This is a genomic window from Galbibacter sp. BG1 (assembly GCF_013391805.1).
GTDB lineage: Bacteria > Bacteroidota > Bacteroidia > Flavobacteriales > Flavobacteriaceae > Galbibacter.
In genome coordinates this window covers 2,463,321-2,489,767 of the sequence record NZ_CP058364.1, presented here as the reverse complement: position 1 = coordinate 2,489,767, position 26,447 = coordinate 2,463,321, and the positions used below count along the sequence as shown (strand labels likewise).

Here is a 26,447-nt window from a genome sequence, read left to right as displayed (position 1 = left end):
AAAAAATTTTTTAAACCTTTTTACTAAATTTTATTTTAGATCTCTTTTTAACGTAAAATGTCCTTTAAACGTAGTTCCGTCATCAACATTTACCACAAACCAATAATCGGATTCTGGCAACTCAATTCCGTTATACCTTCCATCCCATGCTTCATCAACTTCCAATAAGGAAATCAGTTTACCGTACCTATCAAATATTTGAATTGTTGAACTGGGGAAAGAACTTAAATCAGAAATTTTCCATTCATCATTTAACCCATCGTTATTAGGAGTAAAAAATTTAGGATACCCAAGAACTACGATATCTTTTTCTTCCAGCAAACAGCCATTTTCACCCTTAACAAATAGAGTAAAACGACCGGCAGGCAACATAAAAATATTTGATTCTTGATAATTAACTCCATCCAATGAATATAAATACGAGGATGGATTCTGAACCTCAATTTCAACCTCATTCTGGTCGGAAAAATGGTTGATATTGTAACTAATTTCGCCTATTGGGGTCGGATGCTCAATTTGAAATGTAATATTTTCGTTACAGACCAATCCATTAGCTGCTCTAGAAACTTCCAATTGGTATGTCCCAGTAGTTGAAGTTTCAAAAAATTGACCGCTACTCAATAATTCTCCCGCTTCACTTTTCCAAGACCAAGTATCAAAATTTCCTCCATCCAAAACCAAATTATCATTCTCCGGACAAATTACTTGATTTGACGCAATAGGAATTACCAATTCAGGATTTACGTAAAGCTCAAACTCTTCTAATTCAAAACAATTAGGATTTATTTTGTGCTGTGCCCTTACATATACCGTGGCACTCCCATCGAAAGCATAATCCATTTGTAATGGATCACTTCCGGTCTCTGAATTCTCAAAGGAACTATGGAAACTTACGTTATAATCCGTCGTAATATCCCCAGCATTTAACTCCCCTATTTTCCCGTTAAGATCTATTATATATGAATTGGAATCATTATAACACAGAACTTCACTGGAAGGCGGATTTAAACTAGGCTTCGTTGTAACTACCAATGAAAAACTATCCACAAGGTAACAGATAGCATTACCTGAACCTTCCAAACGATAAAAAACTTCTTTGCTTCCCGAATCCATCATATAGTTATTACTCATTGGATTAATCCCCTCAACAGCATCTTCTTCTGAGCTATAATAGGATACCAGATAGTCCTCAGCAGATTGCTCTCCTAATATGGAAGCATTCATTTCCGATAAATCGAAACTTACCTCAGTCACATCACTTTCTTTACAAACCATCCAATCGTTTAATTCACTTTTCACTGGAGATCTATCAATTTCTATTTTGAATTCAAGAATTTCGAAACACTCAGATTCCGGCTTTAAATCTACTCTGGCGAAAACTACCTGCTGGAATGGTTCAATATTTATATAATTCTCTTTACCCAAAGAATTGGTCTTTTGTTCAGCTTCTTCCCTGGACTCATAATAGCTGACTTCAAAAGTTTGAGCATCCTGATTTCCCAGAATTTGTTTATCAATTTCTTCCAAGGCTACATTCATCAAACCATCATCATCGTCATCACAAAAAATGGCCATTGGCAAATTCGCAATGGGCTTGGATATCACTCCAACTTTAAAGCTCTTAACTAGATAACAAGCATTATCATTGACGTTAGTTAGCCTAAAATAGATATCGTCTTCTTGGGTAATATTGGTATAATCAGTAGTCGCTAACTCGTTTATATCGTTGTTTGCATCAGTCAAGGCCGTATAAAATTTCAGATCATAATTCGCAGGATTCTCCACTTGGTCTAAAATTTCTATTGCTTTAACTTGTAAATCAAAATCATAGGGCTGAGTCAAATCAATTTGACAAACCATCCAATCTGCAATATCAGTAATCTGTGGTATTTTGGAAACCGCAATCGTAAAACTTGCGATATCATAGCAACGCTGTTCTCCTTTAACATCCACTCGGGCATAGATCGTATCTTTTTCCGTCCTGTTTACATACTCTTTATCGAGTTCTTGAATGGATAACTCCGCATCCCGTTTTTTTGAAAAGTAATTAACTGTAAATTCATCAGGATTTTGAGCCCCTAATACTTCAGAATCCAAAAGACTTAGATCTACCACCAGGGCATCATCATCTGTACAAATACTTATATCTTCAGGTTTGTTCGCTATTGCCAATTTATTAATAGTGATCTCCTTCGTTTTGGTTTCTTCCGCCCCGGCATTAGTTGTAATATCTACCGAAACGGTATAAGTACCAGGAGCAACGTAGTTATGTGATGGATTAAACAAAGTTGAATAATTACCATCCCCAAAATCCCAAACTACTGAAGCAATTTCATCTTCATTTTGCAACATAAAGTTCGTGGTATCACCCAAACATAAGTTTTGAACTGTAAAATCGGTATAAAAATAAGATTGAATAAAAGTAGGTAATCCCAGGTTTGTTTCCTTTCCTTCCAAAAACAATCCTTCTTTTATGGGATTACAACCGGCTCCCCTCACATTTGGATTTTCTATTACGCCCAAATATGGCCTGAAAATTCTAGAGAAATATATTTTTCCGTCTGGAGCCAATTGTAGAGCGCCATAATAATATTTTATGTTTACTGTATCTTCTAGAAGTAACAGCTGACTGTCCTGAATGTTGGGGGCTGTTAAATCATATTGGTATAAATAATAATCCTCAACAGTCATATATAGCAACTTGCTGTTTGGGGAAAACTCTATGCCGTAGTAATTTTCTCCTGGAACATCGCTTAATGTTTTGGCATTGCTGAGCACTCCCGTGCTGTTATTAAAATCCAGCACTTCTGCACCTATCTGAAAATGACATATTCCGACCTTGGAGCCATCCGGGGAAGCCTTCAAATAACCTTGTACCTTGTGACGTGGGGTATACGCGGTATATTCAATGTTCATCCCTACACTACTTTTAATTGGAGTCTTTTGCAGTCCTGCAGTTGTAATTAAATAGGCCAAAAACACATCACTATCTTTCTCGTGGGTCAACAACCATATACTTTCCCCATCGGCATGCTTTACAGATGTAACTTTTTCAGTTACCGGTGTGGTTAAAATAATATTTTTATCGTCAGTAATAGCGCCGTTGCCACCGTCCAGCTCCATGTCCACAATAGAATATTGAAGCCCCTTTTCCCTTCCCTCAAGATCCACCGTAAATATATAATACAAATTATCCTTCCCAGGATATGGCACAATAATTCCAGATTGTGTGCTACTCGCATGTCCATTAAGCCCACTGCCGTTTTCCATTTTACGGTGCTCCTTATTCCATACATCAATACCATCCGTATAAAATAGTACTTTCCCGTTGGAGTCCGAAATAGTAGCGCAACCCTCATAGGCGTCCATAGCACTGTCGGTAATAACCACGGCAGCCCCCGAATTAAAATCAATTCCGGCCTCCTCTCCAAAATACCATACATTGGACTCCTTTTGAGCATAGCTGATCCCAGCTATTAAAAGTAAAATATATGCTATTTTGTATTTAAACATTGTGTTATGTATTTATTTGATGTAAGCCTTGTATTAAGAACTATTTAATAATGTTGTACTATTATATTACCTTCCAATCGCTCCTCCCTTGTTCTCAAGTCTTTTTTCTTTTCTAAGCCTACGTGAACAACTTCCCCAAACTTGGTACGTTGCTCAAGGTTGTATATCAGCTTAAGCAAATCGCCATAACTTCCTTCTAAAGTGAAAATGTGGGAATTTATTGTCAACTGTTTTTTTTCAAAAACATGCGCTTTTTCAAATTCGACAAGTTTTAATCCCAAGGAATCGCTATTCGTATTTAAATTCTTAAGCAGGTTATTTTGAATAGAGGTCCCTCCTATTTGGTATTTGTTTAAGAGGGAATCCAAATAAACGTTTTGCTTTTTTAGCATCACTTGTTGCTTAGGTATATTTTTAAACAATAAATTTTCCTGTTCCAGTTTTTTATAAGTGGTATAAGCTTCCAGAGTATTGGAAATAGCAAAACGATAACATATAAAACAAGTTATTAAAAAGCCTAAAAGCAATATGATATTTTTCGTTTTACCTTTCATTTTTTATAGTAATATTAAAAGAGAACCGGGAGGCTTTGCGCTGGGAATAATCATAGGCGGTTACCTCTACGGACCCGACCCATTCCAACTGCTCCAAACTTTCAATCCAGCTCGAAAAAATTTTACTATCTGTTGAAATTCCCGATACAATCAGTTCATTTAGCACTAGCTGAATCTCTTTTTTTTCTTTTACTTCTTTTACCAATGGCTGATAATCCATAGATTCCAAAAGGATTTCCTCTGGCATCTTTCTGGTTATAGCATTGAGATAGTAGGATACTTCAGAAGACGAAGAAGAGATTACATCATCTATCATTTTCTCCTTGTTGTTTACCGTTTCGGTGAGTGCTATTATTTTTGCCTTATTCGCTTTATTAACCTCTTGAATCTGACTTAAAGATGAAGTTTTGCTGTAATAATGGTTAAAGAAAAGAAAGTTCAGCACTAGAATAACCAAAATAACCACAATACCCGATTTTAGAAAAACTTTAAAAAGATTGTTCTGCACATATTCCTCTTTCAAACTTTCATTGATCTCCAAAAAGTTGCTATGTCGCCCCTGCGCATTTCTTAGGTAAACCAAAATATTGGCGAAACCTAAAAGTTCATCAGCTGTTAATTGCATTCCTTCTAGTCCATATTCCCCTATGTTCTTTTGGGATTTCGAGTGAATTACCTCAATACCATTAGCCCCAACCACAATCTCCTTAGTGCTTAAAAAAAAAGTACGCTCTTTTAAAAAAGGAATCAATGTGCAAATATTTGAAATCCCAATAGAAAAACCACGAATAGCTACCCCTAAAGATTTCAGGGATTCAAGGCATTCATTCACGTAGGATTTACGGCAAATGGAAATTATTTTACTTTGCTTGTATTCACTGATTTCATAATAAAACTCCTCGAGGTTAAGATTGGGAAAAGATTTGTTGACCAGACTTAAATCTTCAGAGCTTTGCCCAGTTGCAATCTTACTAATAACATGACTTGTATTGATAATCAGTAAAATACTATTTTTATCTACGTCTAAATTGGGAAGGGCTTCCAAAGACAAAGTATGACTGGATTCCTTTTCAAGACCTTTTCTTGTGTTAACAAAAGAACATAATGAGACCATCTCCTCCCCGTCCTTAGTATAGCGTTCTAAAGATATATAGGAACGTCCCTCTTTTACATATGTGATTGCGTTCTTTACCATCAATAAATTACCGTAGGCTTAATTAGGATTGTCAATTTCTTTTTGGAGTTTTCGCGAGTTCTAGAGCTAAATAACCATTTAAGTACTGGAATTCTGGATAAAATAGGCACCCCACTACCGGAATCATTCTTTGCTTTTTCTTCCAAGCCTCCTAAAATAACCAAGTCTTGATCCCTTACCCTGATAATGGAACTAAACTCACGGGAATTAATACCAGGAGGAGCATCTTCCTCAATACGCTCGCCGCTAAAACTGGATTGAATCACGTTTATATCCAAGGTTATTTGTCCGTCTCCCGACACCAATGGCTTAATACTTATCGCCAATTCGGCATCAATAGGCTGATAATTTCTGATCTCAGAAGATTGAGGTATTTGGGAGCCGTAGAAATTCTGATTGGTAACTACATAATAGGTAGTTTCCCCTATGGAAAGATCAGCTTTATGTCCATTCAAAGTGGACAATCTCGGAGTTGATCTGATTTTAATATTGCCATTGCGTTCCAGGGCCTTTACCGTTGCATAAAAATTTGGAACTACTTGTCCAAAATTAATAGACCCAAAGCTTCCCCAACCACCAATAACACGATTAATGGTTTCTGCCCCAAATTGCACATTGGCATTTGGAAATATTTCACCCTGGGTGTTAGTTGGTTCTTCTCCAATACCCATGCTTATGCCGGTTTCTACGGTTGCTGACCTATTTACTTCAAGGATCATAACCTCAATAAGTATAACTGGAACAGGTTTATCAATTTGTTTAATAAAGGCCTTGAATCTATTGATATTGGAAGCAGGTCCACTCACTAAAAAACTATTCAGCTCAAAGTCAATTTTAATATCCAGTTCATCTTTAATCTCCTCCGGAAGAATGTTTACCAATGCCTCCATTTTACTATTGTAATCGTCAAAAGAGTTTGACGAAGTACTGACAGATCGCCTGTTATTGCTGTATCCACCTGTATTTGTTGTGTTTGGAGCGTACCCAGAGCTGTTAAAACCTCCGCTATTGATTCCTGTTCCAAAACCGTTTCCACCATAATAGTTGGTATTACCCCCTACAGTTCTACCTGCACTTCGGGTGGTTCCCGCTTTGGTAGATGGATCACCAAGCAATTCTACGGAACGATGCATTAAATGGATTACTTCGGTCTGCCTCACACTCAATTGATCAGAAGTACCGAAGAAATATACATCTCCCTCTTTCTTATATGTAAATCTCGCTCCTCCGAAATTTTCATAAGCATTCCCAGGATTATCATTACCATTCCGATTATTAGGTTGGTTATTACGGTTGGATGTTATTGGACTATTGTTAGAGGCTGTGGTGCTCTCAAAAGTTTTTTCCAGTAACTTATCAAAGGTAATTTTATCCGTTTTAAACGTTATTGTCCCAGCATTTTCAAGCGGACTCGCCATGTATACATTCAGCTTCAGGTCGTAAGCAATTTCATTGACCATATCTGAAATAGAAGCATTCTTTAAGTTAATGGAAAGCTCCTTGTTTACAGTATCCAGAATTTCATAATAAAAATTAGCTGACTTTATAGTTCTTATTCGTCGTTGCGGAGAAGGGATTGGTTTTCCCTGCCCATCCACATTCATATTATTGACAGCATCATTTTCAATAAAATTAGCACTAAACAAATAAAATCCATCCCTAGACTTATTAAGTGTTAAACCGTTGGTGATTGCTAAATTTTTCATAGCAGCATCAAATGGCACATCTCTCAGATAAATAGTCAACGGAATATTTTCCATACCGTTAGCGAACAACAAATTCCTACCGGAAACATCCATGATTTTTCTAAAAGATTTCCCTAAAGGATCATTTTGTAAATCCAATGTGATCAATTCATTCTGTGGATCATAGGAAGTACTTATTTCTTTCGGGATTTGCGGCGGTTCTTCAGGACGATATTGTTTTACATACAAAATGTTTCCTGTCAAATCTATTTCCAAACTATATTGTTTACATAAAAACACCAATAGATCAGCTACCGTTACGTCTGAAAAGTTATTAATAATATTAATATCGTTTAATTCCGGAGCAACAGAAATGTTAACATTATGTACTTTGGACACCGCCAACAAAAAATTGGACAAGGAAACATCGCTTACGTTTATATCCAATTTGAGATTCTCCCGGAGACCAGGCTCATCCAACGAGAGCACTTCCAATTGATTTTGTATAGTCCTAATTCTGTTCTGCTCTTGCTGGGCAGAAACGATAAAACAAAGTAAGTAAAGTAGTATTGTTAGGGTAGTTCTTCTCATCATAGTTATCAATCACTTAGTAGGGCATAAACCTCTTCAATAGAAGTCAATCCTTCTTTAATCAAATTAATAGCGTTGTGTTTTAAGGTTTTTATATTATTCTCCGCTAAATAAGAATCGACTTGTAAATCATTATTTTTAATGTGTTCACCAATTTCTGTACTCACCGGAATTATTTCATAAATTGCTTTACGCCCTTTATATCCAGTATGATAACATGAACTGCATCCCTTGGCAACATAGTGTGTATTCAAACTTTCAGGAATTTTAAATGAAGACGGCAATATTTCCTTATTTATGGGATACTCTTCCTTACAAATTGGACAAAGCTTCCTCACCAAACGTTGTGCTATACTGATATTTAAGGTACTTGCGATTAAAAAAGAAGGAACCCCCATATCTATCAATCGGGATATCGTTCCCCAAGCCGAATTGGTATGAATAGTTGACAAAACCAAGTGACCAGTTAAAGCGGCACGTATCGCCATATTTGCTGTTTTAACATCCCTTATCTCCCCAACCATAATAACATCTGGATCCTGACGCAGAAAGGTCCTTAAAGCCGATGAAAAATCAAGTCCTATACTCTCCTTTAATTGTACTTGATTAACACCTTCCAAAGTATATTCTATAGGATCCTCTATGGTAAGAATGTTAGTTTGTTTGTCATTTAAAATTTTCAAAGTTGCATAAAGAGTGGTGGTTTTACCAGAACCAGTGGGCCCTGAAATAAGAATAATACCATTTGGTTTTTTTATACTTTCCAAGTAGGATTTAAGCTCTTCCTGAGTAAAACCAAGATCTTTCAAGTCAAATTTACTTGCATCTTTACTCAAAATACGCAGCACAATTTTTTCGCCATGTAAGGTTGGCAAGGTAGAAACCCTTATATCAAATTCGTCAGCATCAGAAGCAATTGTTATTCTACCATCTTGAGGTAAACGCTTTTCACTGATATCTAAATTTGCCCTAATTTTTATTTTATTGATAAGTACAGGATATTCATCTATAGGTATCTTAAATTGTTCTGTAAGCTTTCCATCCAGTCGAAAACGAATCCGACATATTTCTTCATAAGGTTCAAAATGAATATCACTACTTCCTATCTTCTTAGCATTCAATAAAATCCTTTCTAGAAAATCTGAAGAATAGCTAAGCACCCTATCATTTAATGCTTCACTTTTTCTATAATTACTGTTCAAGAACCTATTAAACTCGATTTCGCCAATCGGGCTCAATACGATCTTATAATCCAGAATTATCTCCAATTCGCTCAGGACAGATTCAGGCAGATCAGAAACCGTCAATAAGGTCAATTCGTCACCTTCCATTGCGGTGGGCACAACCTTATAGTGGTAAGCCTGTTCGGAAGAAATCAGTTGTAACAAATGTGACTCTATTTCGTAGGATACTGCTTTCATTTATCAATACATGTATAAGTCAGGAAAAGATGGGAAAAAATCTGCAATTAAAATACAGGCAAAAAAAAGCGACAAATAGCCAGCTAAAGGAATTGTTTTAAAAACATAATTTGCCTTTAATAAAAAATGACAAGCTAAGGCAAATAAAATAGCTAGACTTAAAAGGATCAAAAAAGCATAGGTAGGAAACCCAAAAGCAACAACAAACAATATAAAAACATCTCCAAGTCCAAAAGTGGTATTTATAAATTTCATTTTCATTTTCAACCGACTATACAAAAACAACAATAAAAGAATCAATAAGACCATACAACAATTTAAAAGTATCGAGTAGAAAAAGTACAGAACATCTCCAACGGTACGGCTAAAAAAAATACAACCAAACAAAACCGCAGCAACAGGAAATAAGAACCAACTTACCAATTGCTCTTTATAATCTTGATAAAAGATCAAAAATAAAAGCACAATTAGAATGAATTTCAAGTACACTTAGTCTTTAACGATCTGTTTTAAATTCCCTGATTCATCAACTTCCCAAACATTAAAAACCCCATCCCCATCAAAATCGGTAACTGCTATAGCTTTTGCCTTAAAAGCCGCATTATCCGCAGCGACTATTTGATATTCATAATTGGCGTTACCATTATTCTTAACGGTAACCGGTGATTCATAATCCAATTCTGAAATATCTCCACTATATTTTGAATACATATAGCGATATGTTGTCTGTGCATTATAAATTGCTTTAAGCTGTGTCTGCGCTTCTACACTTTTAGCCTTAGAAATCAACGGCATTAAATTAGGTAATGCAATGAGGAGCAAAATCCCAATAATAGCCAACACAATCAACATTTCCTGGAGATTAAAAGCAGGGACTTTCGTATTTTTTCTCGAAGTTTTCATGGTTCATCTATTTGGGCCTAAAATAGTAAAATGTTTCAAACTATTAGTAGATAATCCTAATTTTTTTAAAATTTTTTTAACTTTTAGTGCTTACAAGAACTGTATATCCCAATTGGAAAGCTTAGCAATAAAATAAAAAAGTATATTGATTCACCTATAAAAACCTTTCTCTCACTAAATCTTTCAAAAAAATGCTTGAAATAACAACATGCCAAAATCATTAAAAAATCATTGAATAGCATGAAAAGTCGATGAACAACAATAAAACATTGAGTATCTAGATTATTGACAAAGCATTTAAAGCGCTTTCATAAAATGAGAAAAAACATAATTCCAAAAAAAAGTTTGTAAATCCAAAAACTTGCCAAAACCCCAATTCGTGTACAAAGCAACGTTTAATCATTACTAGCTCAATAAGCGAAAATATTTTAAAGAACAAATAAAAATTAATCTTAAAAAAATCTTAAAAATAAGATTTTTTACTATATTGCGAACCATTGTTTATTTTTTACTATCAAAAAAATGACTAAATACGCTAAAAAATAACTCTATTATCGATTAATTAAGTCATTTTTTAACTATTTAACCTAAATATGAAACCTAAAAGAGTTATTTTTAATACTTTAGCCTCATTTTTAAGTTGTTTAACTGTCAGTCTATGCTGCAATGCTTTAAATTGGCAAGTAGCCAATGATTTTCCTGACAACTGCGACGCAAGTATTGGAACCTTATCGCCTGGAATGTCTAATTTAGTTGGTACGGATTTATGTGATAAACTTAGATTTGTATTATGAACAGTAAGAATTACGACCAAGAATTTAAAGCTACCATTCTAGAGCTGTTGGGTACCGGCAGAACGGTCAAGTCCCTATCGGATGAGTATGGTGTCAGTCAAGCCTCCATTAACAGATGGAAAAGGATGTCAAAAACATCGGGCAGTATAAATACTTCTTTGGGAGGTGAAGAAAACCAGAGGATCAAAGCCTTGGAAAAAGAGCTGAAAGATGTGAAGTTGGAACGCGATATCCTAAAAAAGGCGGTAAGCATCTTTTCCAAGAGCGACAGGTGATATACGGTTTCATTAAAGACCATAGAGGCAGATTCCCTGTTGGAAAGATGTGCAAATGCATGCGGGTGAGCAAGAATGCCTACTACACTTGGCTAAGGACAGGCCAGGGCTGCAGGCCCAATAGTGGCCTGGATGGCTTAAAAGAAAGGATCCGGGAAGTATACCATGGCAGTAACCGGATATATGGCAGTTCAAGAATCCAGAAAGTACTGGAAAGGCAGGGTGTGTTTTATAGCAAGTCCTACATTGCCCTTTTGATGAAAAAAATGGGGCTTAAAAGTATTTTAAGCAGGAAGTTCAGGGTGACCACGACCGATTCGGGGCATTCGTTCCCGATTGCAGAAAACCTACTGGGAAGGGACTTTACCAGCGATAGCCTCGGCGAGAAATGGGTATCGGACATCACATACATCAAAATAGGGAATGGCTGGAATTACCTGACAACAATATTGGATTTGGCGGACAGAAAAGTGCTTTCATGGGTCTTAAGCGAAGATATGACCGTAGAGAACACCGTTTACAAAGCATGGAGCCTGGCCAGAAAAAGAAGGGAAATAACGGACAACCATCTTTTCCATTCGGACCAAGGGAGCCAGTACGCCTGCCACAGAATGGTGTCCCTTTTTTACATGAGCCCTAAAATAACCCAGAGCATGAGCAGGAAGGGAAACTGCTGGGACAATGCCGTGGCGGAAAGCTTCTTTAAGACCATAAAATACGAATGCATTTATAGGCATAGCTTCAGATCGTACCTGCAGGCTTACCAAATTATTGAGAATTACATCCAATGGTACAACAACGTCAGGATACATTCAGCCTTGGACTTTAAAACACCAGCTGAAAAGGAGTTGGAACTAAAAATTAAAAAGATGTATAACGTAGCATAAAAATAGTACCAAATTTATTAGGTAGTCCACGTTCTGCTGTTTTTCGCACCAACTTTTCCACTTGGTTGTCGTTGTATAAATCAATATTGTGGCGCAACTTGTTGTGGTGCTTGGTTTTGTTGATGCTCAACGTTACTCGCAGACTGTCTAATTTATTCAACTTTATACCGCCTAATACGTGGATTTCCAAGTGATTTGTTTGGTAAGTGTAGTTGTTTGGATTATTGGTATCTAACATCGTTAAAAAAAGTTTTATAGAACAAATACGTTTCAAAGGTAACGGATACGATTTAATTAACAAAATTATTTCGATTTGTATTGAACGTTTACGTTCTGTAACTTTGTGAGCAAGTAGTAAAAAACGATTTATTTAGACAGTATGAGTTTCGGTACACGATTATTACAGGCACGCAAAAACAAAGGAATGAGCCAAGAGGAACTGGCAAAAGAGTTGGGTACAAAAGGGCCAGCTATTGGCCGTTACGAACGTGACGAGATGAAGCCGTCCATTGAAGCTGCCGCTAAAATGGCGGAACTTTTAAATGTTTCGCTCGATTGGCTTGTGGGTCATACCGATTTGGAACTGGACAAGAAAATGATTGAGCGCATACAGGAAGTTACCAAGATGAAGCCCAAGGATAAAGAGCACGTTTTTGCTATGCTCGATGCTTTTATAAAGCAAACTAAACTGCAAAACGTATTGCAATAAAAAACCACTCCGAAGAGTGGTTTAGATTTCAATTTGATTTTTTACAGCTTTTGAGCTTATATTTTTTACTTCGTATCAACTTTCCTTTCTTGTCATATTTATCTACTTGTTTAAGTGACCCATCAGAGTAATACATTTTTAATTTCCCAATGGGTTTACCTTTTTCAAAATATCCTTCAAGGCGTTTGTTACCATTTGCGTAATAATCTACCTTTTCGCCTTCACATTCGTTATTACAACAACAATATCCAACAAATCTAGGATTTGAAGTTGGTTCAAGACATTGTTTTATTATGGGCATATTTATAGTGTCCTTAATAACTCCAAAGTTCTCAATACTACACTTGTTGACTTCATCAGAATAAATTGTAGATAGTTCATAAACTCCTTTTTCCTTTAAAATCACAACTCCATCATTGTTTTTAGGATAGAAGTCTATACCGTTCTTACGTAAATTAAAAGATGGTACCTTTTGTACTGTGTTATTACAATTATCCCTAATGAATAACTCAAATCTTATTTCTTGAGCAATAGAAATAATTGATATGAATAATGCTAAAAAGCAAAGAATATGTTTCTTTTTATAATTCATTTTAATTTCGATTATTATTAGGTATGAATGTCCTATTGTTAACTCTAAACGCCTGATTTCTCTGATTTGCAAGAGCTTGTAATTGGATATTATTTCCTGTCCTAACTATATTACTAACAGCAGGGTTCAAATTATGTATGTTTACTGGTCCTGTGGGCAAACTACTGTAATTATCAGGTAAACTATTAACACTAGAGACGCCTCCATTACTTCCAAACAAAGCTTGTCTTTGATAACCCGCTAATTCATCATTTTTATCCAACAAGAAGCTAAAACCTGTTCCTCCACGCTCGCCAAAACTAGCTTCGCCTATTTCAAACTGGTGAGCGTGTTTTAATTCGTGAGCAAACAAATCTAATCCTGTACCACTAGAGACTGTGATTTCAACATTACCATTAGCAAAGTTCGCACTTGTTGAGTTCGTTGTTGTAGTATTTCCTACAGCATCTCTCTCTGTACCACCATTATCCGTTACAACATCATAAACTTGGTTAGAAGCTTCAAGAGTAGCTATTTCACCTCGTACAGTTTCTAATTCAGCATTGTTCCCTTCCAAATTACCTATTTGCCTATTTAATCTTCTTTCTTGACGGTTTGAAAGACCTCCCTCTGCTAATCTTGCTCTTTTTTCAGCTATGTTTTCATTATTTCTTTCCTGTCTGCTATCGATATTTGAAATTAGTCTATTTACCCATTCCCAAGCAGCATCAGTAAATTCATTACCATCAATATCAAAATATAATATAGGATTATTACCTGCGTAATGATAAGGGGAACTACTAATATATTTTTCAGCAAGATTGTCTATTCCAAACCATCTTCCCAAACTAGCATCATAATTTCTCCACCCATAATCAATCCAATTAAGACCTAATTCATTTTGTTCTTCCTTTCCGTTATATGTGTAGGGATATTCAGTACCGTTTATGACGTTATTATAACCCCTGTGCTGTAACCCAAAGGGATAGTAGTTTATGCGTTTTTTTCAAGCGGACACCCATTTTTCAGACGGTTATCTCCAAAAATTTTATTTAAAAGAACGTTTTTATCAGTTACCAATATACGGATTGTTGATTAATTCCACGCCAGTAAAACCCAGTTTTTACCTTGTAAAATCCTCTGTCTTTTACTGGCTTCCTTTTCCTCGGTATGTTACATAAAACGGGTTATAGTACTTCCTCGCACCACCAATGGCGTAGCTATAACCAGTTTTATGTAAAATACTCCCATCGCCCGAGCTTCCAACGCTCACAGCGGAACTGAACATTGAACTTTTGAACTATAAAGCTGAACGCACTATCGTTTGTCTCATTTTAAAAGCTGATGCAACTCCGCCACATTTCCAGCCTCTGTTACATCAACTTTTAAAACGTTTTCAGAGGAAGCAAACGTTTTAAAAAGGTGAAGATTTAGGCGGTGGATTTTTTCAGCGTTGGCAATCTTCAGCTTTTTAAAATGATAGAGGTTTTGCGACGATTGAGCAAAATAATTAACGTTCGTAGTGCGCTGGCAGTAGCGTTGGCAAAAAGCGGTGGACGAGCGGATATTTTACATAATTTACATTATAACGACAGTTTTTAAACAGCTAAAAATAATACGTCTAAAAACTGTGCGAAGCGGACTTATAATGCCAATTATGTAAACATAGCTTTGGGTAAGTTTTTATGCATTAGATTTCCTTTGGCGTAGCTCTTTGCATTTTTCTTGCAATGTGCTACAAGAGCGTTGGCGCATAAAAACTTACATTGCATTGGCGAGCGGAACAAAACAAAAAACAGAGGATTTTGAGGTACGATAAAACTGGGTTTTGTTTTGTGGGGATTATTCAGCTTATCGGATGGAAGTTGTTGACGATTTCGTGTAGGTTTTCTAAATCATCTTGTAAATATCTTTCGATGGAACTTATGTAACGATGTCCAGCTAAATATTGAACTTTTCGCAAGTTGTATTGTCCTAACCAATTTGTAATTACTGATGCTCTAACTTGCTTTATATTTTCTGCTTTTTGATTGTATTTCTTTAGCTTTTTAAAGATGTGATAAACGATTGCATTAAACCTTGCATTCGTGTTAAAAAGCTGTTCGCTGTGGTTTCCTATCTTGTTTTGGATTGTTGGCCGAACTTCGTTCGCATATTCCATAAACTCCATTATTTGCCAAGGTTTTAATTCCAGTTCCCTGGCGTTACTTCTTCTCGTACTTGGAACATATATTTTACCTTTATTTAGCTGTAAATGTTCGATTTTAAGATTGCCTAAATCGGTTGTATTTAAACCTTGATAGACGATTAATCCAATAATAACTTTGGCTCTTTTCAATGTGTATTTGTGATATTCTTCTTGGTATTTATCGGTTTCAAAACTGTAATATAAATCCTCTAATTCTTCGGCTTCAAGTAAGTTGTAATTGACGTTTCTTTTTACGCCTTTTACAGTTGTGTTTTCTATTGGATTATCAACTCTACAAGCTTCATCGATTAAATAATCAAAATATATTTTAACGCTTCGTAATCTATGATTGATGGTCTTTTTGGTTGTTCCTTTTCGAGTAAGGTATTTTATATATTTCAAGCTTTTTTTATAATCGATTTCGATTGGTGTCGTACTATTTCGGTTGCACCATTTTATAAAGTTCTGCGTTTCTTTTGTATGCAGATTTACAGTCGATTCACTATAATTTTGTTCTTCTAAATACTCTTTAAACGGTTTCATTTTCAATCGATTTTAAAAGGTGTGTATAGATTTGAGTACTTTCCAATGAACTATGACCTAAAAAGGTTTTAATGCTTTCTAATGGTACTTCTTTCTGCAATAGATGCGTTGCGATTGAGTGCCTTAAAATGTGTAATGTAATCTGCTTATTTTCTATTGTTTTATTATTTGTTGATGCTACAATCACTTTTAATCGATTGGCAAAACTCATTCCTTGCATTCGTGTTCCATTTTTATTGATAAACAGAGCTTCACTTAAATAAGATTGGTAAAATTCTGGTCGAGCTTCGTAGATGTAATCTTCCAGTATTTCTGCATTCTTTCGGTTGATAGGAACATAACGCTCTTTATAGTTTTTCCCTTTTCTTACAAATACTCGTTCCTTGTCAAAAAGAATATCGCTAACATCAAGATGTACTGCTTCATTTCTTCGTAATCCACAACTATATAATATTGCTAAAATGGCTTTATCTCTTAACTTAAATCTACTTTCTGTATGACTGTATTCTGTTGCTCTGAACAACTCTTTTATTTCTGATTGAGTAAGTATATTTAGTTTTTCTTCGGTTGGTTGTCTCTCTGATTTTAGATGTACATTAAAGTCTTTATAATTATGGTTTTGTAAATATTCCTTGAACTTTTTTAAAGCCTGTTGATGCTTGTTTAAATAGCTTTTACTTAATGCTCCATTTCTTCTTTCGTTGGCTCTTTCCTTGAGTTCCTTGTAATATTTCTTTATCGTTTTGGGCGTGATTTGGTTTAGTCTTGTAATGTGGTTTTGTTCTGCGTAATAAAAGAACTCTTGTAAATGGATTGGTAACTGGTAAACTGTACTTTCAGCATAACCCAATATCTCCAACCACTCTTTGTAATTGGCAACGAACATTTTAAACACCTCGTTTTGTAGTTTTAATTTTTTCACGCTGTTGCATTTTTCGGATTGTGTGGCGAGTTGCGCTTAACTAACTGACTTTCTTTTCTTTAACCTCGCCATTTTGTTGGTGGCGACTTTGTGGCGATGTGGCGAGTTCTATCTGTGTGATACAGTTCTGTAATGCACCATTTATCTGCGCTTTGAGATTGCTGTATTCGTCCACGTCCACAACTTCAAAACAGTAGCTTTTAGTCTTTGATTTCTTAACCCTTTGTATGTAATTCTCTGCCAATAACTGTGAGTTGTAACGTCTTAAAGTAGTTTCCTTTATTCGTAGATTTCTACGGATTTCAGCATTGGTAAACGTGGTTTGATTATTCTTTTTTAGATAGTCTTTCAAGCTTTCAAGGTAGTTTCGTGTCGCTCCTGTAATCGTATCACTTTTGCGTAGCAAAACATCAATGATTAATTCATTGGCTTCCTGTATATCCTCAATGGTAGTCTCGATATGCATTTCTCCTGTTTCTTCATTTACTTTCTGCTCTCGTTGGTATTGCTTGTAAAATGTAATCGCTTCAATGAACTTTAGATAATGTGAGTTTGTTCTTCTTGGTTTAAAGACTGATTTTGGCAGTTTGGACTACCTAATAAATTTGGTACTATTTTTATGCTACGTTATACATCTTTTTAATTTTTAGTTCCAACTCCTTTTCAGCTGGTGTTTTAAAGTCCAAGGCTGAATGTATCCTGACGTTGTTGTACCATTGGATGTAATTCTCAATAATTTGGTAAGCCTGCAGGTACGATTTGAAGCTATGCCTATAGATGCATTCGTATTTTATGGTCTTAAAGAAGCTTTCCGCCACGGCATTGTCCCAGCAGTTTCCCTTCCTGCTCATGCTCTGGGTTATTTTAGGGCTCATGTAAAAAAGGGACACCATTCTGTGGCAGGCGTACTGGCTCCCTTGGTCCGAATGGAAAAGATGGTTGTCCGTTATTTCCCTTCTTTTTCTGGCCAGGCTCCATGCTTTGTAAACGGTGTTCTCTACGGTCATATCTTCGCTTAAGACCCATGAAAGCACTTTTCTGTCCGCCAAATCCAATATTGTTGTCAGGTAATTCCAGCCATTCCCTATTTTGATGTATGTGATGTCCGATACCCATTTCTCGCCGAGGCTATCGCTGGTAAAGTCCCTCCCCAGTAGGTTTTCTGCAATCGGGAACGAATGCCCCGAATCGGTCGTGGTCACCCTGAACTTCCTGCTTAAAATACTTTTAAGCCCCATTTTTTTCATCAAAAGGGCAATGTAGGACCTGCTATAAAACACACCCTGCCTTTCCAGTACTTTCTGGATTCTTGAACTGCCATATATCCGGTTACTGCCATGGTATACTTCCCGGATCCTTTCTTTTAAGCCATCCAGGCCACTATTGGGCCTGCAGCCCTGGCCTGTCCTTAGCCAAGTGTAGTAGGCATTCTTGCTCACCCGCATGCATTTGCACATCTTTCCAACAGGGAATCTGCCTCTATGGTCTTTAATGAAACCGTATATCACCTGTCGCTCTTGGAAAAGATGCTTACCGCCTTTTTTAGGATATCGCGTTCCAACTTCACATCTTTCAGCTCTTTTTCCAAGGCTTTGATCCTCTGGTTTTCTTCACCTCCCAAAGAAGTATTTATACTGCCCGATGTTTTTGACATCCTTTTCCATCTGTTAATGGAGGCTTGACTGACACCATACTCATCCGATAGGGACTTGACCGTTCTGCCGGTACCCAACAGCTCTAGAATGGTAGCTTTAAATTCTTGGTCGTAATTGTTACTGTTCATAATACAAATCTAAGTTTATCACATAAATCCGTACCAACTAAATTAGACATTCCAGTTGCAGATGTTCTGCAAACGGATTGATAACCTTGATTGGTTTGAGTATTCGCTGTACATTTTTTAGTAATTCCTTTGCTTTATATTCTTCATCTTCATTTACTTTTCCTGCACTAATCAAGCGTTGGTAATCCATTATTTTTTGGTCTTGCTCTGGACTTTCATCGATGTATAAAAGGAAGCTACGGTTTGCGTTGTCCTCGTAAATATATTCCTGTGTAGTTGCTCCTGCGATACAAACAGGACCTTCAACTATAAGCTCTATGGTCTTGGTGTTTCCGTTCTTGTCCTTGTGTGCCACACGCTTTTTAATCGTCTTTTTACTGGCAAGCTCTCTTATTACATATAATACCGAAGCTGCTCCATCTAAATCCTCGATGACAATGATTTTATGTGAGAGTTCTTTTTGTGCAAAATAGTAGAGTGCATTTGCTGATAGGTTGGTAACTTCTATAACATCTTCTTCCGGCATTAATGCAGATATTGAAGATTGTAAATGTGTCTTACCAACTCCAGAACTTCCCAAGCTGATGCAATGCAATGGATTGTTTGTTTTGCGACTTGTAAATATCAAGTACATTGTTTGCCTGTTGTGTTCTTCTCCGATTACTCCAGATTTTCCAATAAGTTCGTTGGTTCGTTTTAGTAGATTCGGTTTCTTTAAAAAGGCAATCGCTTGTTTTTCCTCTGTTCCTGTGAGTTCTTTAAAATAAGGTTGATGCTGTTTCTCGTATTGGTCTATGAGTAAAAAACGGTAGTTCTCTAATTCTTTGGTAAGTTCTTGTAATGTTCTACGTGCTACGCTTGTTCCTATTTCCAACCGTTCCGCAATCTTTCGGGTAAATTTTTCTACTTGGTTATCATTGTACAAGTCGATATTGTGCCTTAAAATATTATGCTGTTTGGGTTTCTGTATGCTTATCGTTACTCGTAAACTCTCTAATTTATTGGTCTTTAATCCTCCTAAAATGTGGATTTCTAAATGTTTAGTAGTGTATTCGTAGTTATTTGGATTGCAAGTGTTGAGCATAGTAAAACTATTTTATTCGATTTTCGATACTTCAAAAATACAATTATATTTCTTTTATCGAACATTAATAATTTACTATTTCACTATTATTTTATATTTATATCGTTTTTCGCTATTTTTACGACTTCTAATAAAGGTTTATATGAGTTTAGCTGATAACATTAAAAAATTAAGAGAAGATAAAGAGCTTCGACAAAAGGAAGTTGCCAACGCTCTTGATATTGGTTATTCCAACTACAATAAAATTGAGAATGGTAATCGTGAGATTTCCGTAAAAGAGTTACAGCGACTTGCAGAGTTTTATAATATTACGGTTGACCAAGTGATTAACCTCAATGATAGTCTGCCCAAAGAAGTTGTTATTGAAGATAAACAGGCACAGGAACAACTACGTTTGATTTCCGAGCTTGATACAGATGATAGAGCCATTATCTTTAAGATGATTGATAAAATGCTGACTTCTAAAAAGTTCAAGGATTTCTTTTCCAAAAATGTAGCTTCACTTTAGGGCATAAAAAAACCACCCGAAGGTGGTTTTAATTTAATCGCAAGAAGATGTTTTTTTCTTTAATAAAAGTTTTTGATTACTATAAAGAAATTCCCATTGTGAAAAAGAATCATCCGTAAAAACAAAAATCTTTTTCTTTTCGCCATTTTTTGGCTTATAAGTTGGGTCGTATTCTAAATATTTGAACTTTTTTATCTTTTCTGTCTTACTCAAAAGCTGACTTGCTATATCGCCATCTACAAGAAACAGATGTTTCTTATAATAAAAGTAACCATAAGGATTTAAGCCAAGAGCAATATTCTCATCCAACAAAGAATCTACAACTAAATAAGTATCTTGATTACTTTTATTTAAAGTAATTCCAAATATTAAATCACAACTATAATAGCTACATTTTTTTTCTTGACTAATTATCGAGTCTAATGTATTATCCAATTCATTATTTTCAATATTTAGCTGTACTAAATTTGCTTCTTTGTTCTTATGTTGGCTATAACCTAATAAACAGTTTAGTGATAATAAAATTATTAATATGTTTTTAGTGTTATTCATAATTTAATTCTTAAATGGTTTAAGCGGTGCTATAGGTGCAGGCTTAATTTGTATTGGTTTTATAGAACCTTTTTCATCATACAAAGTATAGCTTCCCTTGTGTAATATTCTTGTTCTTGCATTAGGGAATTTCGCATTAACAGTTTTTGCAAAATTTCTGTCAGCTCTTGAAGCATTATTACTGTAAGGATGACTATGATTACTAAACCTAATTGAATATCCGTATGCAAATAAATAACCGCCGCCTATCTCTGAATTTTCAATATGAGAAGTAGTTAATATATTGCTGCCTTGAGCACCATTTTTACTACCTACACCTGTTAAAGACCATTCTACATTTGAATTAGCTCCAACAAACTCAAACAAACTTTGTGCCTGACTATCTCCAGTAATGTTAAATTGGTCAAAAGTATACTCTTTACCGTTACTGGCTTCTACTGTATTTGTCTTTTTCTTATTCAGTATACCTTTGTTGACAGTTACAGAATCACCATCTGCAACTTCACCATCTCCATTAGTGTCATTTCTAACAACTTCTCCATTATCATCTTTTACCAACTCTCCATCTTCTCCTCTTGTTACTGAATAAAGAGTGTCGGTTTTATCGTCTGTTTCTTTAATTAACTCGATATTTCCATCTTGGTCTAAACCGTAGTCATCTAACAAACCTGTAGGGTCGACTCTCATTATTGGATTATTCTGAACAAAATTATAAGGACTCAACCAATTTCTTTCTTCAGCCATAGCATCAACAACATTAAATCTTCCCAAAGCTGGGTCGTATTGTCGAAAGTCCATTTCTATAACATTTAAACCAAGACTTTCATCAAGTTCTTTGCCGTTAAAGTTGAAATAGTTGTTTTCAACGCCATTCACAACATTATTGTATCCTTTATGTTCAAGTCCGAAGGGGTAATAATTGCTCTCCTCCACGATCTCATTGGTGGCAATACTCCCATTGCCGTCCGCATCCTGGTAGGACAGCCTTACGTTCCCCAAGTGGTCCTTGTACTGGTATACATATCTGTACCCTGTTCCTTCGGCATCCACATACCCCTCGGTATGGCTGAAGAACTGTAGTTCGCTGTTCTCATAGATATAGCTGCCGGAATAATCCGTTGTCGATGTCACAGAACCTGACTCAGAGACCTCCTTTCGCAGTTTCATCCCCGTGGCATCGTAAATATAGGTAATTTCGCCCGAACCAAAGCTCACTTTGTCCGGTAAATTCAGATGGTTGTAGGCTATCCCCGTGATGCCTTTGTTCCTGTCCTCGGTCATGTTCCCATTTTCATCATAATCGTAATCATGACCTGACTTGTTCCCATCCTTGAACTCCCCTTTCATCAAAGCGGGGGTATTTACCGCATCGGTAACGCTACTAAGCCTATTACCACTGTCGTAAGCATAGGTAAGGTTGTCCATGCTTCCGAAGGCCGTTGCCGCTTCATTGATGTGCCCTTTACGGTGCAGTTTGGTAATGTTCCCGTTCTGGTCGTAGGCTATACCGCTTACACTGTAGTTTTGATTTGGTGTATTGTCCATTGCCGCGGTGATCCTGTTCAGGGCATCGTAGCTATAGGTATACCGGCTGCTCACCGGGTTGCCCGTCGAGTTCGTGCTTTTGGTGCCCCACTGCGTCTGGCTGATGTTCCCGTTGTAAAGGGCCGTCCCCCCTATTGGGTCATTGTACCTGATCCCGAACCCGAACAGGCTGTTCCCAAGGTTCGATGGGTCGTTGATCTTTTTTAACCAGCCCCTGATGTTATATTCGTATTTTACCGTCTGTAGCGGCTCGCTCTTGGTATTCCCCACCAGCTTTTCTTTAAGCTGTCCGAGATGGTCATAATCGTTGTGGGCGATCAGTTCCCCCTGTTGTGCGATCGAGCCATGGAATGTCCTTCCGCTGGTGGCCACAAAATGGAACCCGTCGGTAAGGGTGATATGTTCGATGGCGGTTTTCCCCCAGCTTTCAACGGGCGCCTCACTAAGGGTAAAGCTCTCCCCATCGGCATTGTCTGAGCAGCCGTCAAAGCCACTGCCCTCCCCGATGCACTGGAAGTGGTCCTCTAACCTTCCCATGTGGTCGTAGGCAAAGCTGTCCACGGTGACCACCCATGTCCCGCTGCCCTTCCTGTGCATGGTCCTTCTCTGCTGCACCTTCCCCACAAAGTCAAGCTCGCTCTCCACTATCGTCGTCGTGCCCAGGTAATTGTTCCTCTCCTCGGTGTAGATGGCCCTGCCCTTGTCGTCGTAACCGGTGACCGTGGTGATCCAGGTGTCCTCCCCCAGTACCCGTACCTTGCTTACCGTGGGAAGCCCTTTAAGGCCTATCCCCGTTTCGGTCGGCTCCCCGTAAATGTCCCCCGGCAAGGTGATGCCATCGGTATCCACATAACTGCCATAATAGTTGATCGTCAGCACCTGGTCAAAACTGTCCGGGAACGCATCCTTGGTATAATGTACCGGGGTGCCCGCATAAGTGGTGGCCGAGGCCGTTTGGGTAACGAACTGCACCGTGTGCGCATCCGCCAACGACTGCAGTTCCTCCCTGCCAAGGGTATTGTTCAGGTCCCTTCCCGTGTAGGCCACACGCCCGAAGGCATCATAAAGGGTGAACAGCCATTCATTGTTCTCCCCCTGCACGGCATCCTGGGTCATGATCGGCTGGTCCAGCTTGTTGTAGACGATCGATTCCTTCCCCTTGCCCGGGATCTGCTTTTCCACCAATCGGTTCCTGCCGTCATATTTGTACTGGTAGCCAAGGGACGCCAAGCTCGAACTGATCGTGGAAATGTTTGCCGTGGTAGCATTCATCTTCGGCGGCAGTACATAGGTTAGGTTGCCGTAGTCGTCGTACACGTAATAGGTATCGTGCATGGCCTCCTGTTCGTTGGCAGCCACCGTACCGTCCATGTTCACGTCCGAGGGCCCGTAGGTGCGCTTGAGCACCACACGCCCCTGCTTGTCGGTGAATTCTTCTGTCGTATGGTTTTTCGTTGTAGTCCCAGGGTGGTTCTCGTCGTAGGTGGTGCTCTTATAGAGCTCACCGCCACCATAGTGCATGGTGCCGCCCTCTACCAGTACAGGCCTTTCGGTATCTCCACCGGTAAAGTCCACACCGAAAAGCCGGACCTCCCCGTTCATGTTGGTGTCGTAACCGAACCCGATCTCGTGACCGCTGCCAAGCTCCCAGGCAGCACCGGGGGCCGCCTGCTTTAGCACACGGTTCAGCGGTGAGGGCTCGAACTGTTTCTGTGAATAGGGGTTTTCTTGGTTTAAGGTGACATCCCCAGGGTAATGTGTCCGGTAGTAGGCCTTTGTGGCGCCCTCGGGGTCGTTGGAGCGGTAGGTGCCCACCGTCCCCGTGTCCATGTAAGGGAGCCAGTCCTTGTCCTGGCGCCCAAAACCGTCGTAACCGATGTGGGTGACTATATCCCTTATCCCGGTCCCTTCTATATAGGGCGAGGCCTTGATCCCCACCTGTTGCATCGGACGGCCGAGGCCATCGTAATAGGTGATGCTCTCGATAACGTCGCTGTTGGACGTGATACCGTTGCTGTCCTGCATCTTGCTCTGGTAACTGCGCGTATATACATAGTTCTCGTTGCTGAAGGTGGCCGCCTGGTAAGGGCAACCGTTGTTGTCTCCGGCAATACCAGGACAGGCATCGGTGTTGTCCTCTACATAGCCCGTGGGCCTTATACTGCGGTAGACACTGTCGTTGGGGTCGCCAAAGCCATCCCCATCGCCGTCCCTGTAAAAGTTCTTCGGGGTGATGTTGGTTATCAGTTCCGTACTGTCGTCGTAATCGTCGTCGTTGCTCACGTGCCCCGTGGGCTCGTTGCAAGCCAATTGTGTCGCCCCGCTGTCCCCATAGCCATCGCCATCGGTGTCGGCGTACCAGGTGGAAAGTGCATGTACCGAACCGTCGTTGTCGTTACAGTCCCCAACAGGTTTTACCGTGGTACTGTACCCCGCTCCAGGGCTGGAGCACTGCTCAGTGGTGGATGCCGCATACCCGTCACCGTCCTTGTCGAGGTACCAGATGGGCTTCGGGGTCACCGTTACCTTTACCTTATTGCTGTAATCCGTCTGTCCGCAGGAGGTCGCCCGGCGCTTGTACCAGCGCGTACTGGTAACTGGGCCGGGAGCGTACGAAACAGAGGTGGCACCGGGGACATTGCTGAAGCCACTGGTGGAACTGCTGGTGGACACTTGCCATTGGTAAACGTAAGTCCCGGTACCGCCCGATGCCGGGGTGGAACTGGACAACGCTACGCTCTCGCCCGAACACACCGTAACGTCTCCTGCTATTCCTCCACCGTCAAGGTTGCCGTAGACCCTTACCTCTATGCCATCGGTATAGTCCGTCTGCCCGCAGGAGATCACCCGCTGGCGGTAGTGCATGGTCGAGGTCAGGTCCCCTGGGGCATAGGTGCTCCCCGTGGCCCCGGGGATATTGCTCCAATTCGAGCCATTGGTAGATTCCTGCCATTGGTAACTGTAGCTCCCGTTGCCCCCGGTCGGGGCGCTGCCCGTAAGGGTGCCCGGGTTCCCGTTGTAGCACAGCGGGCCCTTGCCGTTCAGCACCCCAGCTTCCAACACCGGATAGACCGTGGCCTTGACCGCTTCCCTTGATGGCGACTTGCACCCCGTACCCTCATTGTAGCTCTCCGCATAGTACGTCCTGGTACTGGGGATGCTGGGGGTGGTATAGCTTCCTGTCCCCGTGTAAAGGGGAGACCCACCGGTGGCACTGCTGTACCAGCGTACCCTGTTGCCATTGGCCCCAGGGGTGGCGCCGAGCGTTACGGGGCCCGCACCACCGCAACGGAAACCGTCGCTCACGATAGGCGGCGAGGGGACCTTGTGCACCGAATAGTCGACAAAGGAAAGCGACTCGCTCCAACAGCCCGTAAGGTCGTTGTGCGCACGCAGGTAATATTTTGTACCGGAACCAACCGTTATGTTCTTTGCCGAACTGCCCTTGCTGGTCCCGTTGTTGATGGACTGCCAGTACCAGGTGGTATTGGGGGGCGGGTTGCCACGCTCCAGTACTGTGGTACCGCAGTTGTTCGTATCCACCCATGGGCTCGAGGGCTGGTTGGGACGGCAGCTCGGCTGTACAAAGCGGCCGCTGGTCTGGATATTGTCACCGTCCACTACGCTCGTGACCAAAATGATCACGCTGCGCGTGCTGCTTGTCGTGTTCTGTGTCGTGGTCACCCTCCAGGCGTTACCGGAGGCCTTGGTTGCCGTTATCCAACTGGGCAGCGGCTGGTCTTCCGTGGTCCTAAAGTTCAAATAACCAATATTGTTGTTACAATTGGCCAAGGTGATCGGGTAGGTCTTCGTCTCCCCTACACTGGGAACAGCGATATCGATAGGGCTGCTGGAGATCGAACACGGAGGAGGAGGAGGCTTGTTCCCCTGCTTTACCGTAAAACCGCTCACCGTATTCCCGTTCACCTGGACGGGCATCGAGATCTCACGGTAACCGCTCGATAAGGACTGGCTCACAACACGTATCGAAGTACCGAACACATCGATGGTCAACCAACTTGGCTTGTTAAGCACCGTTACCGTTGGGGAAAAACAGCCACCCCCGGGAAAGTTCACGTACACATAGGACGATTGACCGGGTGAATAGCCAAGGGTCAACTCATGGGTGCTCAGCTGTACCGTGTAACAGTTCTGGGTTTGTCCACGGAAACTGAAAATCAAAAGAATAAAGGAAACTATTAGGGTAGGGTAAAGCTTTTTCAT

The 26,447-nt window shown here is 39.4% G+C and carries 20 protein-coding genes; 3 read left to right on the top strand and 17 right to left on the bottom strand.

Features of this window, described 5'->3' with window-relative positions; translation table 11 throughout:
* Positions 1-30: 30 nt before the first annotated feature.
* The 7 genes from HX109_RS10910 to HX109_RS10880 all read right to left on the bottom strand — a co-directional run bounded on the left by HX109_RS10910 (position 31) and on the right by HX109_RS10880 (position 9,862).
* Positions 31-3,513 (bottom strand): T9SS type B sorting domain-containing protein, encoded by a 3,483-nt coding sequence (locus tag HX109_RS10910; protein ID WP_178951892.1) that lies wholly within the window; start codon positions 3,511-3,513, stop codon positions 31-33.
* Positions 3,514-3,557: 44 nt separating this feature from the next.
* Complete coding sequence (locus tag HX109_RS10905; RefSeq protein ID WP_178951890.1) at positions 3,558-4,067, bottom strand: hypothetical protein; 510 nt, start codon at positions 4,065-4,067, stop codon at positions 3,558-3,560.
* On the bottom strand, positions 4,057-5,262 hold the full coding sequence (locus HX109_RS10900) for a hypothetical protein (protein ID WP_178951889.1): 1,206 nt from the start codon (positions 5,260-5,262) through the stop codon (positions 4,057-4,059). The genes HX109_RS10905 and HX109_RS10900 overlap by 11 nt, the downstream gene beginning before the upstream one ends.
* Positions 5,262-7,541 carry a type II secretion system protein GspD gene (locus HX109_RS10895; RefSeq protein WP_255462679.1) on the bottom strand — a complete coding sequence of 760 codons (2,280 nt, stop codon included), beginning with the start codon at positions 7,539-7,541 and terminating at the stop codon, positions 5,262-5,264. Before HX109_RS10895 ends, HX109_RS10900 begins: the two co-directional genes overlap by 1 nt.
* 5 nt (positions 7,542-7,546) lie before the next feature.
* Positions 7,547-8,959 (bottom strand): GspE/PulE family protein, encoded by a 1,413-nt coding sequence (locus HX109_RS10890; RefSeq protein ID WP_178951887.1) that lies wholly within the window; start codon positions 8,957-8,959, stop codon positions 7,547-7,549.
* A gap of 3 nt (positions 8,960-8,962) precedes the next feature.
* Positions 8,963-9,214: a hypothetical protein gene (locus tag HX109_RS10885; RefSeq protein WP_178951885.1), complete on the bottom strand. Its 252-nt coding sequence runs from the start codon at positions 9,212-9,214 to the stop codon at positions 8,963-8,965.
* Positions 9,215-9,448: 234 nt separating this feature from the next.
* Positions 9,449-9,862, bottom strand: coding sequence for a prepilin-type N-terminal cleavage/methylation domain-containing protein (locus HX109_RS10880; RefSeq protein WP_178951883.1), 414 nt, complete (start codon positions 9,860-9,862; stop codon positions 9,449-9,451).
* Between the two features lie 790 nt (positions 9,863-10,652).
* On the opposite strand from HX109_RS10880, the gene HX109_RS10875 reads away from it, so the two are divergent.
* Positions 10,653-11,818, top strand: a protein-coding gene (locus tag HX109_RS10875) for an IS3 family transposase (protein WP_178951881.1) whose coding sequence is annotated in 2 segments (ribosomal slippage) — positions 10,653-10,890 and positions 10,890-11,818 — 1,167 coding nt in all. Because the reading frame shifts where the segments join, the coding sequence is not laid out codon by codon here.
* Here the strand turns inward: HX109_RS10875 and HX109_RS10870 are convergent.
* Positions 11,793-12,056, bottom strand: a complete 264-nt coding sequence (locus tag HX109_RS10870) for a hypothetical protein (protein ID WP_178951879.1) — start codon at positions 12,054-12,056, stop codon at positions 11,793-11,795. The genes HX109_RS10875 and HX109_RS10870 overlap by 26 nt on opposite strands.
* A 141-nt stretch (positions 12,057-12,197) precedes the next feature.
* Here HX109_RS10870 and HX109_RS10865 point away from each other — a divergent pair, with 141 nt between their 5' ends.
* Positions 12,198-12,527 (top strand): helix-turn-helix domain-containing protein, encoded by a 330-nt coding sequence (locus tag HX109_RS10865; RefSeq protein ID WP_178951877.1) that lies wholly within the window; start codon positions 12,198-12,200, stop codon positions 12,525-12,527.
* A gap of 28 nt (positions 12,528-12,555) precedes the next feature.
* Here the strand turns inward: HX109_RS10865 and HX109_RS10860 are convergent, their stop codons facing one another.
* The 7 genes from HX109_RS10860 to HX109_RS10830 form a co-directional block, all read right to left on the bottom strand.
* Positions 12,556-13,119 carry a toxin-antitoxin system YwqK family antitoxin gene (locus HX109_RS10860; protein ID WP_178951875.1) on the bottom strand — a complete coding sequence of 188 codons (564 nt, stop codon included), beginning with the start codon at positions 13,117-13,119 and terminating at the stop codon, positions 12,556-12,558.
* A 1-nt stretch (position 13,120) separates the two neighbouring features.
* Complete coding sequence (locus tag HX109_RS10855; RefSeq protein ID WP_255462853.1) at positions 13,121-14,047, bottom strand: RHS repeat-associated core domain-containing protein; 927 nt, start codon at positions 14,045-14,047, stop codon at positions 13,121-13,123.
* A gap of 897 nt (positions 14,048-14,944) precedes the next feature.
* Positions 14,945-15,829, bottom strand: a complete 885-nt coding sequence (locus HX109_RS10850; RefSeq protein ID WP_178951873.1) for a tyrosine-type recombinase/integrase — start codon at positions 15,827-15,829, stop codon at positions 14,945-14,947.
* Positions 15,816-16,751, bottom strand: coding sequence for a tyrosine-type recombinase/integrase (locus HX109_RS10845; protein ID WP_178951871.1), 936 nt, complete (start codon positions 16,749-16,751; stop codon positions 15,816-15,818). The genes HX109_RS10850 and HX109_RS10845 overlap by 14 nt, the downstream gene beginning before the upstream one ends.
* Positions 16,752-16,791: 40 nt before the next feature.
* Positions 16,792-17,217, bottom strand: coding sequence for a hypothetical protein (locus tag HX109_RS10840; protein ID WP_178951869.1), 426 nt, complete (start codon positions 17,215-17,217; stop codon positions 16,792-16,794).
* Positions 17,218-17,368: 151 nt separating this feature from the next.
* Positions 17,369-18,534, bottom strand: a protein-coding gene (locus HX109_RS10835) for an IS3 family transposase (protein ID WP_178951867.1) whose coding sequence is annotated in 2 segments (ribosomal slippage) — positions 17,369-18,297 and positions 18,297-18,534 — 1,167 coding nt in all. Because the reading frame shifts where the segments join, the coding sequence is not laid out codon by codon here.
* A gap of 37 nt (positions 18,535-18,571) precedes the next feature.
* Positions 18,572-19,618: a hypothetical protein gene (locus tag HX109_RS10830; RefSeq protein ID WP_178951865.1), complete on the bottom strand. Its 1,047-nt coding sequence runs from the start codon at positions 19,616-19,618 to the stop codon at positions 18,572-18,574.
* Positions 19,619-19,760: 142 nt separating this feature from the next.
* On the opposite strand from HX109_RS10830, the gene HX109_RS10825 reads away from it, so the two are divergent.
* Positions 19,761-20,126: a helix-turn-helix domain-containing protein gene (locus HX109_RS10825; RefSeq protein WP_178951863.1), complete on the top strand. Its 366-nt coding sequence runs from the start codon at positions 19,761-19,763 to the stop codon at positions 20,124-20,126.
* Between the two features lie 33 nt (positions 20,127-20,159).
* Here the strand turns inward: HX109_RS10825 and HX109_RS10820 are convergent, their stop codons facing one another.
* Positions 20,160-20,678: a hypothetical protein gene (locus tag HX109_RS10820; protein WP_178951861.1), complete on the bottom strand. Its 519-nt coding sequence runs from the start codon at positions 20,676-20,678 to the stop codon at positions 20,160-20,162.
* A gap of 3 nt (positions 20,679-20,681) precedes the next feature.
* Positions 20,682-26,447 carry a DUF6443 domain-containing protein gene (locus HX109_RS16245; RefSeq protein WP_220399457.1) on the bottom strand — a complete coding sequence of 1,922 codons (5,766 nt, stop codon included), beginning with the start codon at positions 26,445-26,447 and terminating at the stop codon, positions 20,682-20,684.